Source organism: Paraburkholderia bannensis, assembly GCF_014200455.1.
Classification (GTDB): domain Bacteria; phylum Pseudomonadota; class Gammaproteobacteria; order Burkholderiales; family Burkholderiaceae; genus Paraburkholderia; species Paraburkholderia bannensis_A.
Genome location: NZ_JACHBW010000013.1, coordinates 100376 through 112605 on the forward strand (window position 1 = coordinate 100376; position 12230 = coordinate 112605).

Sequence of the window (12230 nt, forward strand, 5' to 3'; positions counted from 1 at the left end):
ATGGCGGATAACATCGAGTTTGCCGACGACGCGCCGCTGTTCGCGCACAGCCAGCAGTTCCAGGACATCAAGAACGCCGCGCATGAGCATCTGCTCACCCGCATCGAGGAACTGGGCGCCGAATTCGGCCGCTGGTCGCGCCACGCGATCAACCAGTTCGTCGATCTGGAAATCGACAGCTTCGTGCGGCTGCGCCACATCCCGATCAACGAAAGCGAGGTGCGCGCGATTGCCGAAGCGCTCACCAAGGAGCTCGCGGGCTTCGGTCCGATCGAGGATCTGCTGGGCGACCCCGCGGTCGAGGACATTCTCATCAACGGCTATAACGATGTGTATGTCTCGCGCCACGGCATTCTCGCCAAGATTCCGGTGCGCTTTTCCGATAACGCCCACCTGTTGCGCATCGTGCGGCGCATTCTCGCGCCCATCGGCCGGCGTCTGGACGAATCGAATCCGATGGTCGATGCGCGCCTGCCCGACGGCGGCCGCATCAACGTCGTGATCGAACCGCTGTCACTCGCGGGCCCGATCGTCTCGATCCGCAAGTTCCGCAAGGACCCGCTGCGTCCCGACGACCTCGTGAGCAACGGCACCTTCGGCACGGAAATCGGCGCGCTGTTCGAGGCGGCGGTGCAGGCGCGCTGCAATATTCTGGTGTCGGGCGGCACGAGCTCGGGCAAGACCTCGCTGCTCAACGCGCTGGCGTTCTATATTCCCGACGTCGAACGCGTCGTGACGATCGAGGACACGGCGGAACTCTCGCTCAACCACCCGCATGTTGTGCGGCTCGAAACGCGGCCTGGCGGCTTCGACGGCGTGGGTGTGGTGACGATCCGCGATCTCCTGCGCAACACGCTGCGCATGCGCCCGGACCGCATCATCGTGGGCGAAGTGCGCGGCGGCGAGGTGCTCGAAATGCTGCAGGCGATGAACACGGGCCACGACGGTTCGATGGCGACGGTACACGCATCGTCGCCGCGCGAGTGCCTCTATCGCCTCGAAATGCTGGCGGGTTTCGCGGGCTTCCAGGGCACCGAAAGCAGTCTGCGCCGCCAGATCGCCAATGCGATCGACTTCATCGTGCAGATCGGGCGTCTGTCCAACGGCAGACGGCGCATTCTTTCGGTTACCGAAGTAACGGGCCTGGCCGATAACATCATCGCCACCCAGGAGCTGTATCGCTACGAGCCGGTGACGACGCCCGACGGCGAAGAACTCGACCGCTGGGATTCACTCGGCATCCATCCGCATTCGCCGAAGCTCGCGCGCTTCCGCCAGGCGGTGTCGGCATCGTCGAATTTCGGTTTCGGCGGCGGGCGTGATGGAGGATTCAATGTCTAGCCTGCTCGCGCTCGCCGTGGGGCTCGCGTTGTTGTGCGCGGGCGGCGGGCTGATGCTCTGGCAGCGTGCGCAGCAGCGCACGGCGCGCGAGCGCGTGTCGCGCTTCGTCGATAGCCGCGTGGCGGCGGCCAGCCAGGGTGGGGCGGCGGGCGCAGTCGCGGGCGGCGCGGGTGGCGCATCGGTTTCGGGCAGCCAGGGCGTGGGAGCGAAACACGACGCCATGCGTGCGGCCTATGTAGGCGGCAATGCAAGCACGCGCGGCGGGGCCGTCGCGGGCGGCAACCAGGCGGCGAATGCCGCCGCGGCGTCCACCTTGCAGCGCTGGCGCGTGCGTCTGGCGCTGGCCTTCCAGCACACCTTGAGCCGGGCCGGTATCGTCGATGCGCGCAAGCCGCTCGCCTTCATCGGCTTCGTGACGGTTGCGCTTACGCTGTGGGCGTTCATCCTCGGCGGCGTACCGGCGGCCATCGCGATGCTGGCCGCGGTGCTGGCGTGCGTGGCCTTCGCGCTGTCGATGCGCATGCAACGACGTCGCGCTCGGCTGGTGACGCAGCTGCCTTCGTTCCTGGACGGCATCGTGCGCCTGATCGTGCTCGGCAACAGCGTGCCCGCCGCGTTTCAGGCAGCGCTCGTGACGACCGAAGCGCCGCTGCGCGAATGTCTCGATCATGTCTCGCGCATGTTGCGCTCAGGCGTTGAGATCGATCGAGCGCTGCATCAGGTGTCGCAGGTTTATCGCACCAAGGAACTCGAACTGGTGGGCGCGGTGCTGCGCCTGTCCGTGCGCTACGGCGGCCGCGCCGACGTGATGCTCGAACGCATGGCGACGTTCATGCGCGATCTCGAACAGGCGCAACGCGAACTGACCGCGATGTCGGCGGAAACGCGGCTGTCGGCCTGGGTGCTCGCGTTGCTGCCGCTCGGCATCGCCGGCTTTCTTATTCTCACCAATCCCGTGTATTTCGGCTCGATGTGGAATGACGATGGCGGGCGCAAGCTGGTCTATCTGGCGGTGGCGCTGCAGGTGAGCGGGGCGTTTTTATTGCACCGTCTCACGCGGCTCAAGGGGGCGCTATGAGCCCGCATGGACTCGGGGTCTTCGCGCTCCTGCTTGCGGCGCTCGGCGTTGGACTGCTGGCGGCGCTGGCATGCCAACGCCTCGTAGCGGCGCGCAAGAGCACGCGTACGCTTGAGCAGGCGATGGCGCGCACGGTGGCGCAAACGGTCGGTGCGTCCGGTACCCCAGGCGCGGCGGCCTCGGCGCTCGCGGGCGGCCAGGCGGGGGCGGGCCGCTCCGTGCCGGGCGGCCAAGCGGCGCAAGCCGCGAACACCGGTGCCGACACGCTGCCAGGCGCGCGCAAGCGCTCAGGATTGCAAGGCATGATCGACGCGCTCGGCACGAAAGGGGTGCGTTGGCTCGACACGCCGTTGGGCAAGCTGATCGTCGCCGATGAAGATCGCCGTCTGATCGAGCAATGCGGTTATGTCGATCCGCGCGCGCGTGGACTGTATTGCATCATCCGCCTCGCCAGCGCCTTTATCGTCGCCTGTCTGGGCATGTGGTACGCGCTCGCGAACGATTCGAAGCCGCTGGTGTTTGGCAGCATCGGATTGCTGCTGGGTTTTTTCATTCCGAAGGTGTTTATCGGCCGGCGCGCACACGCGCGGCTCGAATCCGTCGCCGACGAATTGCCGATGCTCGTCGATCTGCTGCGTCTGCTGCAAGGCGTGGGGCTCTCGCTCGACCAGAGCCTGCAGGTGCTGATCAACGAGTTCCGTCTCGTGCTGCCGGTGCTGGCGGGCGAGATGGAAATCGCGCAGCGTCAGTTCGTGACGGGCCGCACGCGCGAGCAATCGCTGCAACGGATGTCGTCGATTTACGAAAACGAGGATCTGCGCGCCGTCATTCGCCTGCTCGTGCAGGTGGACAAACATGGCGGCGCGGTGCAGGAGCCGCTCAAGCAGTTCGGCGACCGGCTGCGCGACGTACGGCGCGCCACGCTGCGCGAGCGCATCGGCAAGCTCACCGTGCGCATGACCGGCGTGATGGTGGTGACGCTATTGCCGGCGTTGCTCATCGTCACCGCGGGGCCGGGCATTATCGCCGTGCTGCACTCGCTTTCCCAGATTCATCGTTGAGGCCCAACGTCGGAATGCCATGAATACGGCCGGAATCATCATGAAGAATTTCAGTGTTTTGATGCGTCGAGCGCGTGCATTGTCAGGCGGCGTGAGCTGTGCGGTTTTGATGGCCGCGCTGGCCGCCTGCAGCACGCAGCAAGGTTACGGAGTCGGCGCGCAGGCCCAGGCCGAAATGCAGATGCGCGCGGCGACCAGCAAGGACGCGGCGCCCGATACGCCGGGCATGTATCTCGGGCTGATTTCGCGCATGCAGGCTGAAGGACTCTATTACGCCTCGCTCGCGCATATCGACGCGTTCGAGCGTCAGTACGGCAAGTCGCCTGATTCGATCGTGCTGCGCGCGGACGCGCTGCGCCTCACCGGTCAGCCAGCCGCAAGCGCGGATGCGTACACGCAGTTGCTCAATACGCCGCTGGCGGCGCGCGGCCATCGCGGTCTTGGACTGCTCGCGGGCGCGGCGGGCGATTTCCACAAGGCCGCGCTGGAGTTGAACGAAGCCTCGACGCTCGATCCGACCGACTCGACCACGTTGTCCGATCTGGGCTACGCATGGCTGCGCGATGGCGATGTGGCGCGCGCGCGCGTGCCGCTGCTCAAGGCGCTCGAACTCGACGCGCACAACGCGAAGATTGTCGCGAACGTGGCGCTGTTGTTCGAGGCGAGCGGCAGCGATGCGGATGCGCAGGCCATGATGGCGCAGCAAGGTTTGCCGCCCGCCGCGCGCGCCGCGGTCATGAGCGACGCGCAGAAAGTGCGCGACGTGCAGCGCGCCCGCGAAGTCGCGGCGCATCGCGCGACGATGGAACAGGAAGCGCAACGCGTCGCGAAGATCGCGGCCATGCCGGCGCCGCGCGCGCTGGCGAGTTCACAGGGCAACTGGCCGGGCAGCGACGTGCAACCGCGACTGGTCGACCGCTTCGCGCAATGACGAAGGGCGCGCGGCGGCAAGCCCGCGCCTCACGGGGAGAAACGATGAAAACAAACCATATTGAGAATACGACGCTCGCGGTGAGATTCAGCAAGATGGCATGCGCCGTGGCGGGGCTCGTCGGCGCGTTCGCCTTGGTTCCGGCAGCGCATGCGCAAAGCGCCGATGTGTCGAACACCGAAGTCGGACATTCGACCCAGGCCTGGCTGGAACTGCAGCGCAGCAACGCCCAGGCGGCGCCGGCGTTGCCGATGCTGGGCGCCGAGGCGGGCTACGCGTGGCAGCGCTATATGAAGTCGTTCGACACGGCCATTCCGGCCAGCTTCGGTTCGACAGTGATCACGGGCGGTTCGCAGGGCGGCGGCTCGGGACTGTCGAGCGGCGGCTCGAACTGAGATGATCGGGCATTCACGCCGGACAGTCCGGCCTGCGGTGTCGGCGCAGTGCAAACGCCCGGCATGGCGGTGGCGCGCGCGTGGGCGCCCGGCCCGGCAGGGCCGCGCCGGGCGGCAGCGCGGCTCGTTCGCGGCAGTGGCGGCGCTTGGGCTGGTGCTCGCCGTTGCGGCGCTGGGCGTGCTGGACGTAGCCAATCTCTATCTGTCCAAACGCGCGTTGCAGAATGTCGCCGACCTGGCGGCGCTCGCGGCCGCGCAGCAGATGGACGACCAGTGCGTGCAGCCGCTCGCGACCGCCCGGGCCAATGCGGCGAGCAACGGCTTCAGCCTCACCGGCACGACCAACACGCTGGCCGTGCAGTGCGGCCGCTGGGATTCGAGCAGTAGCGGCGCGATGAATTTCGTGACCACCAGCGCTACGCCGCCGCTCAACGGTGTGCTGGTGACGGTCACGAAAGTCGTGCCTTATTTCTTCGTTGGCCCGAAGCGCACGCTCACGGCCACCGCGACGGCCAAGGCGACGGTGATCGGCAGCTTTCAGGTGGGCACTTCGCTCGCCCAGGTGAATCTGCTCAACGGCTTGCTCAGTTCCTTGCTGGGCGGCACGGCGGTGAACCTCGACGCGGTGTCGTGGCAGGGTATCGCCAACGCCAACATCAAGGTTGCCGATCTGGCGGCGGTCGCGACCACGGCGGGTACCTACGACGGCTTGCTGGCGGCGCAGACCTCGGTGACGGGCTTGGCCAACATCCTGCTCAGCGCCGTCACGCGGGATAGCGCACTCACGGCCAACGTATCGGCGGCGCAGAATGCGCTTTCCGCCATTGCGACGCTCGTGCCGCAGGGCTCGCTCAACAGCATCCAGCTCGCGTCGATCAGCGGATCGCAGGCGCTTTTGCAGCTGGGCGTCGCGAATGCGCAATATGCCGCCGATGCGACCGTGAACGTGTTGCAGATGCTGATCGTGGGCGCGGAAATCGCGGCGGCAGGCAAGTCGCCGGTGGCTTTAAATGTGAGTCTGGGCGGGTTGAGCGGAGTGTTGCCGCTGAGCGCCGACTTGACGTTGCAGGTGATCTCGCCGCCTACGATAGCGGTGGGCGAACCGGGCTATATCGCCGGGACGACGACTTGGCGCACCCAGGCGCAGACCGCGCAGATCCTGCTGGGTGTGAATGCCGCGCTCTCAACCGGGCAGGGCACCGTAAGTTCGTTGCTGACCTCCTGGCTGCTGGACGTCTACCTGCAACTGCCGGTGTACGTGGTAGTGGCTCAGGGCCATGCCTGGCTGCAGTCCGCGCAATGCGCGGCGACCAAGGCCGCCAGTACGCAGACCATCGGCGTGCAAACCGGTCTTGCGAATATCTGTCTTGGCACACCGTTGGCGACCGGCGTCACCTCGAGCGGCGTCAGCGGATTCACTTGCCCCACTTCGCGCTGGACGGTCGCAAGCGTCAAGCTACTCGGCGTTCCCATCGCAGCGGTGACCGCGCCGACAATCCAGATACCGGCCATTCCCGCCGGTGATATCACCTCGCCCGCGACGCTCTCGTTCGACGGCAACGGCAACCCGCTGGCCGGCAATTCGGTCAACTCGAACCAGATTGGTTCTGTGCTCGACAACTCGCTGCAATCGATCCTGACGCAAATTTCGCAGCTCGCGGGTTCAAACGGGTTGCAGTTCCAGTTGTTCGGCAGCACCGACCTCGTGATTGGGCCGATCCTCAGTCTGGTTGGCGGACTGATCAGCGGAATCGTGATGCCAATCGTGAACCAGCTGCTCGGGCAGAGTATTTCCGCCATCCTCAACGGCCTCGACACCGTCCTGCTCGGCCCCTTGCTCCAACTGCTCGGCGTCCAGCTCGGCGTCGCCACCGTGACCGACTACCCGCTCGCCTGCGGCGTCGCAACGCTCGTCAAATAAAAACACCACGATGAGAACCACCACTGCCATCGAGGAACTCGACCTCTACGTCTGGGAAGGCAAAGCCGATATCGTCGAGCGCGTCGCGCGCTGCATGGCGAGCCTGGACGTCGAGGTGATCCGCGCCGACGACATCGCCATCTCGCCGCAGCGCATCGACGCGCGCGCGTCGATCGCTGTCGTCAGTGTCAGCGTGATCGACACCGGCGCGCTCGTACTGCGCGACTGGCAGGCCACGCACGGCATGCCCGTGATCTGGGTCGGCGCGGCTCCGCGCGACAATGATCCGGCGTCCTATCCCTCCGAGTATTCGCACATCCTGCCGCTCGACTTCACCTGCGCGGAATTGCGCGGCCTCGTTTCCAAGCTGGTGGTCCAGTTGCGCGCGCACTCCGCGCAGACGGCCGGTTCGGACGTGCTGGTCGCCGAATCCGAGAGCATGCGCGCGCTGCTCAGGGAGGTCGATACCTTCGCCGACTGCGAGACCACCGTGCTGGTGCACGGCGAAACCGGCACCGGCAAGGAGCGCATCGCCGAGCTTTTGCATCGCAAGAACAACCGCTATGGCACGGGACCGTTCGTGGCGGTCAACTGCGGCGCGATTCCCGACGGCTTGTTCGAGTCGCTGTTCTTCGGCCACGCCAAAGGGTCGTTCACGGGCGCGGCGGTCGCGCACAAGGGCTATTTCGAGCAGGCCGATGGCGGCACGCTGTTCCTCGACGAAATCGGCGATCTGCCGCTCTATCAGCAGGTCAAGCTGCTGCGCGTGCTGGAGGACGGCACGGTCACGCGCATCGGCTCGTCCACGCCGCTCAAGGTGGACTTCCGGCTGGTGGCGGCCTCCAACCGCCATCTGCCGCAGTACGTGAAGGACGGCAACTTTCGCGCCGATCTTTACTATCGGCTTGCAGTGATCGAGCTGAGCGTGCCGTCGCTGGAGGAGCGCGGCGCGGTGGACAAGATCGCGCTCTTCAAGGCCTTCGTGGCAACCGTGGTGGGCGAGGAGCGTCTGGAGGCGCTGCCCGAACTGCCGTACTGGCTGGCCGATTCGGTCGCGGCGATGCGCTTTCCCGGCAACGTGCGCGAATTGCGCAATCTGGCCGAACGGGTGGGGGTGACGGTGCGTCAGATGGGCAGCTGGGACGCCACGCGGCTGCGGCGTCTGCTGGCCAGCTCAGGAGGGGCGCAACCGGTCGCGGCGGAGCCCGCGGCGCCCATCGTGGACCGTAGCAAATGGGATATGGCCGAACGGGGCCGTTTGCTCTCCGCGCTCGACGCAAACGGTTGGCGTCGCAAAGATACGGCCCAATTCCTCGGAATTAGTCGAAAAGTGTTGTGGGAAAAGATACGGAAGTACCAAATTTTCGACGAGGAACCCGCAACCGGCGAAAGTGAGTAATAATTGTGCCGATTTGTAAAATCGTAAAAATAGAACTGTTCAAAACAGGGACTTCATGGACTACAAGTGGAGAGTTCGACAAGTCGCGTTGGCCGCGCTTTTGTTGATCGGGGGTGTCGAAACCGGCTGCGCTCAACCGCTGCCGGATAGCGCCGCGGCGAATGCTGCGGCCCAGGCGGGTTCGGTTGCCGCGCAGGATTCGGGGGCAGCCGTTCAGCAGGCGCAATCCGCTTCGGCGGCGCAGCCTCTGCCAGGCACACCCACGGCGCTCACACCGGCCGAAGCGCAGCAAAGCGCCGCCGGCAATGTGGCGGAGCTGCAGCAGATGATCCGCGGCTCGGAGCTCAATGAGCTGCGCACGACTTACAACGGCACGTATGGCGCGAGCCTGCTGTTCTACGGCAAGGAGATGACGTACTACGTGGCGCTGTTCCAGAACAAGACGTTCTGGCGCGTCATCAAGACGAGCGACGAAACGCGCGCCGAGCTGATCTACCGCGACTTCGTGCAGAAGACGCTGCAGCTCTCCGACGTCGAGATCCGCCGCACGCGTCTGGATGCGCAGAAGGCATTCACGACCCGCATGATTGCGCTCACGCAGGATCATGCGAACCGGCTGCAGGCCGACCTCCAGGTCGCGCAGCAGCAACAGGCGATCGTCGCGGACCAGCAGAAGCAGACGCGCGATCAGGCCAACGCCCTGCAGGCCGAGAAGGCCGCGGCGCAGGATCAACTGCGTGCGGTGCAGCGCCAGGTGCGCGATCTGCAACGTCAGGTGGAAGGCGGTCTGCCGGTTCACTGAGCGCGGGCCAGACGGTAGTTGGGCTACACGAAAAAGGCGGGCGTCGACGATGCGCCGCCTTTTTTTCATTTCTGCGGCTGGCTCAATGCTTGCCGTGGCGATGATGGGGATCGTGACCCTTCTTCGCGTCGTCTTTGTGTTTGGGGCTGGCCGGGGCAGGAGCGGGAGCAGGCGAAGGATCGATGGAGATCGGATCGCTGGCCGGGAAGGTCTCTTCGAGCGCTTCGTCGAGCGGATCTTCCTGCTGGGTCGGGGGGGATTTCGGTTTGGATGCGCTCATGGCGTTCTCCGGTGCGAGACAGGTCGCACCCAGAATAACGCAAAGGCCAGATCCGTGACGCAAGGCGGATTCCTCGCAGGATTGCGCGCGAAAGAATGATGCGGGCTTGAGGCGGACATGCGAAAAAACGATGCGCGCGGGCGGCGCGCATCGTCGCATGACAGACGGCTTAGCTGTTGTTCGAGCCGTCCTGGCCGTTGCCGCCATTGTTCACCGCGCCATAGAGGCGGCGGCGGCGCGTGACGACGACCGGACCATCCTGCGACTGGGACGAACGCTCGGACGAAGACGGCGCGGAAGGCGACGAAGAACCCGACCACGATTCGCGCGGCTCACGAGGCTCGCGGGGTTCGCGCGATTCACGGGGCTCACGCGGACCATGGCTGCCATGACCGCCGTGATTACCGTGCGGGCCGCGGCTCGTGTGCTCGCCGTGCGCCGGGCGCGGCGCACGCGGACCCGGACGCGTGCCGGTGTCGAGCTGGATGGTGGAGATGGCGCGTTTGTAGATGCCTTGCAAGCCGACGGGCGTGCGCAGCATCACCAGGTACTGATCGAACGACTCGATGCATCCGGTCAGGCGAATGCCGTTGACCAGATAGATTTCTACGCGCTTGCGCTCTTTGCGCGCGGCGTTCATGAAGTCGTTTTGCGGGTGCGATTCTGCGGAAGGCATGGACGAATTCTGGCCGGGCGGCTCAATGCCGCAATTCAATTGGAAACGTTTGCTCGCCGGGATTCTACCTTGTGTCGGCGAAGCGCGCGTGCGTGGACAACCTTTACTGCAGAACTATACCGGCTCCGGGCCGGCCCGGCAGTTCGCCGGAGGCAATGCATTGTTACGTCCCTGTGCATGACGAGTCGAGAGCGGCGCGGCCTTTAGCGTATTGGACGGGCGTTGTCGCGCGTGTTCGCAGCGAGTACGCGTTTTTGAAACAATACACGAAAGCGGGGTGCGATCTGTGGCAGTTGGACGCACTTGCAGCATATACGTTCAACAGCGTAGTGCATGGCGCGCGCCAGTGCGCGCCAAAATCCCCGCTATTTTCAGGCCATTTGCGGCATTTCCCGGGCGTCGCGCCAGCGCGCGCGTGTTGCAGTTTGTTACGTATCTTCACGCCCCTTAATCCCGATAGTGCCGGTTGGCGTTCGAGCGCACCGTTCGGCGGCGCACGTGCGGTCCGGGGCGTAAAAAATCATCGGGCCCATCACACGAACCGGGAATAAGCGCACCGTGGGTGCCGTTTAACACTGTGTCGATGCACGTTGACGATGTTCGCTTCGCGGCCCGGTTCGAGGTGTATCGGCCCAACCGGCAATTCGCTATCCCAGGCATTCGCGCCGATGCTGTATCGGCATGCGTCCTGGGTGGGAGATCATCATGAAGCGTCTTGGTAGTGTGCGTAGGGTGCTCGCCGTTGCTCTCTGTTTCGCGTTGACTGCGGTGTCCGGTGCGGGACTCGCCGCCTGCAGCGACATGAACGCCGGCAGCGGCTCGTCGAATAGCGCGTCCGGCAGCTCGGGCGGTTCCTCGTCCGGCGGCTACTGAGCGGCGCGCACCGTGTTCGGCCGTCCCTCACCGGAATTCGAAGCGCAGGTGGTCGCGCAGCTCGCGCGCATGCGCCGCTACGCGCGCACGCTCACCGGCGACGCTGCCTGGGCCGACGATCTCGTGCAGGACGCCGCCGAGCGCGCGCTGTCCCGGGCGGCCTCGTTCCGGCCCGACAGCAATCTGCGCGCGTGGCTGCTGACGATCTTGCGCAATATCTATATCGACCAGTTGCGCGGACGCCGCGAGTTCGCAGTGGACGACGAAAGCGCGCCGTGGCGCACGCTGGAAGCGCCCCACGGCGAGGTGGACGGTCTCGTGCTGCGCGATCTGCAACGCGCGCTTTATCAACTGCCGGCGGCGCAGCGTGAAGTGCTGCTGCTGGTGTGCGTGGAGGAGCTCAGTTATCAGGAGGCCTCGGCGGTGCTGGGCGTGCCCGCGGGCACCGTGATGTCGAGGCTTGCGCGTGCGCGCGAGCATCTGCGCGTGCTGCTCGACCGCGATCCGGCGCAACAGCCGACACAACAGTCGACCCAGGACGCGGCGCGGCATGCCACGCCGCTGCGCGTGGTTGGCAAATCCGTGGGCAAATCCGATGGCAAAGCAATGGGGACGACGCGATGAACGACGACGATCTCGAATGCGAACGCGGCGCGCCAGCGGCTGTGCCACAAGAGGATCTGGCGGACCTCGCGGCGCTGGGCGCCTTCGTGGACGGCGAACTGCCGCACGAATCGCACGCCGCCATCCAGGCGCGTCTGCATGCCGATGAACCCGCGGCTCGCCGCGTCGATGCGTATCGCGCGCAGAAGGCCGCGCTCCAGGCGCTGAGCAGCGTGGGCGAAGAGACGGCGGTGCCCGCCTGGGTGGTGCTGCGCCGGCGCGATCCGTGGTGGCATCGTGCGGGCCTCGCGGCGGCGTGGGCGGTGGCGGGCGCGGGCTTCGCGGTGGCGGCGGCTTCGATGCTGCCGCACTGGCTGCCGCAGGGTGCGGGACAGGACAGCGCACTGGTCGCGGGCAGCACGAACGAAGCGGAAAACTTTGCGCACCGCGCCGATGTGGCCTACGCCGTGTATTCGCCCGAAGTGCGCCATCCGGTGGAAGTGGGCGCAGCCGATGAAGCGCATCTCGTTGCGTGGCTTTCGAAGCGGCTTGGACGGCCTTTGTCGATTCCGCCGCTTGGCGAATACGGCTACACGCTGGTGGGCGGCCGGCTGCTGCCTGGCGCGGCCGGGCCGGCGGCGCAGTTCATGTACCAGAACGATGCGGGCGAGCGACTGACGCTCTACGTCAGCGAGTCGGGACGCGAGCGCGACGCCGTGCACCTGTTGCGCGACGGCGGCCGCCGCACCTTCTACTGGAGCACGGACCGCATGGGTTACGCGCTGTCGGGCCCGGACTCCGAAGCACGCCTGCGCAAGATCGCGTACGAGGTGTGCGGCACGCTCGGGGGTAACTCGGCGCAATGGTGAG

13 protein-coding genes are annotated in these 12230 nt (G+C 65.9%); 11 read left to right on the top strand and 2 right to left on the bottom strand.

The annotated features are described in order from the left end of the window. From F4827_RS21790 to F4827_RS21825, 8 genes are read left to right on the top strand one after another with little or no spacing between them, the layout of a single operon-like run. Entirely contained in the window at window positions 1-1341 is a 1341-nt protein-coding gene (locus F4827_RS21790; RefSeq protein ID WP_167059613.1) for a CpaF family protein, read from the top strand. Beyond that, a complete protein-coding gene (locus tag F4827_RS21795) occupies window positions 1334-2419 on the top strand; it encodes a type II secretion system F family protein (RefSeq protein ID WP_183726971.1) in 1086 nt (361 codons plus the stop codon). Before F4827_RS21790 ends, F4827_RS21795 begins: the two co-directional genes overlap by 8 nt. After that, window positions 2416-3480, top strand: a complete 1065-nt coding sequence (locus F4827_RS21800; RefSeq protein ID WP_183726973.1) for a type II secretion system F family protein — start codon at window positions 2416-2418, stop codon at window positions 3478-3480. The genes F4827_RS21795 and F4827_RS21800 overlap by 4 nt, the downstream gene beginning before the upstream one ends. A gap of 40 nt (window positions 3481-3520) precedes the next feature. Further along, on the top strand, window positions 3521-4411 hold the full coding sequence (locus F4827_RS21805) for a pilus assembly protein (RefSeq protein WP_183726975.1): 891 nt from the start codon (window positions 3521-3523) through the stop codon (window positions 4409-4411). Window positions 4412-4455: 44 nt separating this feature from the next. Next, window positions 4456-4806 (top strand): DUF3613 domain-containing protein, encoded by a 351-nt coding sequence (locus F4827_RS21810; RefSeq protein ID WP_260175367.1) that lies wholly within the window; start codon window positions 4456-4458, stop codon window positions 4804-4806. 1 nt (window position 4807) lies between these two features. Continuing rightward, the gene (locus tag F4827_RS21815; RefSeq protein WP_183726977.1) at window positions 4808-6727 is read left to right on the top strand and encodes a TadG family pilus assembly protein; all 1920 of its coding nucleotides are present in this window, start codon (window positions 4808-4810) and stop codon (window positions 6725-6727) included. A 10-nt stretch (window positions 6728-6737) separates the two neighbouring features. Then, window positions 6738-8126, top strand: coding sequence for a sigma 54-interacting transcriptional regulator (locus F4827_RS21820; protein ID WP_183726979.1), 1389 nt, complete (start codon window positions 6738-6740; stop codon window positions 8124-8126). A gap of 55 nt (window positions 8127-8181) precedes the next feature. Beyond that, on the top strand, window positions 8182-8928 hold the full coding sequence (locus F4827_RS21825; protein ID WP_183726981.1) for a DUF2968 domain-containing protein: 747 nt from the start codon (window positions 8182-8184) through the stop codon (window positions 8926-8928). Window positions 8929-9010: 82 nt separating this feature from the next. Here F4827_RS21825 and F4827_RS21830 read toward each other — a convergent pair whose 3' ends face one another. Together F4827_RS21830 and hfq are read right to left on the bottom strand one after the other, a co-directional pair. Further along, on the bottom strand, window positions 9011-9208 hold the full coding sequence (locus F4827_RS21830; protein ID WP_183727290.1) for a hypothetical protein: 198 nt from the start codon (window positions 9206-9208) through the stop codon (window positions 9011-9013). 169 nt (window positions 9209-9377) lie between these two features. After that, complete coding sequence (hfq, locus tag F4827_RS21835; protein WP_183726983.1) at window positions 9378-9884, bottom strand: RNA chaperone Hfq; 507 nt, start codon at window positions 9882-9884, stop codon at window positions 9378-9380. A gap of 705 nt (window positions 9885-10589) precedes the next feature. On the opposite strand from hfq, the gene F4827_RS21840 reads away from it, so the two are divergent. The 3 genes from F4827_RS21840 to F4827_RS21850 are packed head-to-tail and all read left to right on the top strand — an operon-like array spanning window position 10590 to window position 12229. Next, the gene (locus tag F4827_RS21840; protein WP_183726985.1) at window positions 10590-10757 is read left to right on the top strand and encodes a hypothetical protein; all 168 of its coding nucleotides are present in this window, start codon (window positions 10590-10592) and stop codon (window positions 10755-10757) included. Between the two features lie 12 nt (window positions 10758-10769). Beyond that, entirely contained in the window at window positions 10770-11381 is a 612-nt protein-coding gene (locus F4827_RS21845; protein WP_183726987.1) for a sigma-70 family RNA polymerase sigma factor, read from the top strand. Then, a complete protein-coding gene (locus tag F4827_RS21850) occupies window positions 11378-12229 on the top strand; it encodes an anti-sigma factor (protein ID WP_260175368.1) in 852 nt (283 codons plus the stop codon). Before F4827_RS21845 ends, F4827_RS21850 begins: the two co-directional genes overlap by 4 nt. The last annotated feature ends 1 nt before the right edge of the window (window position 12230 follow it).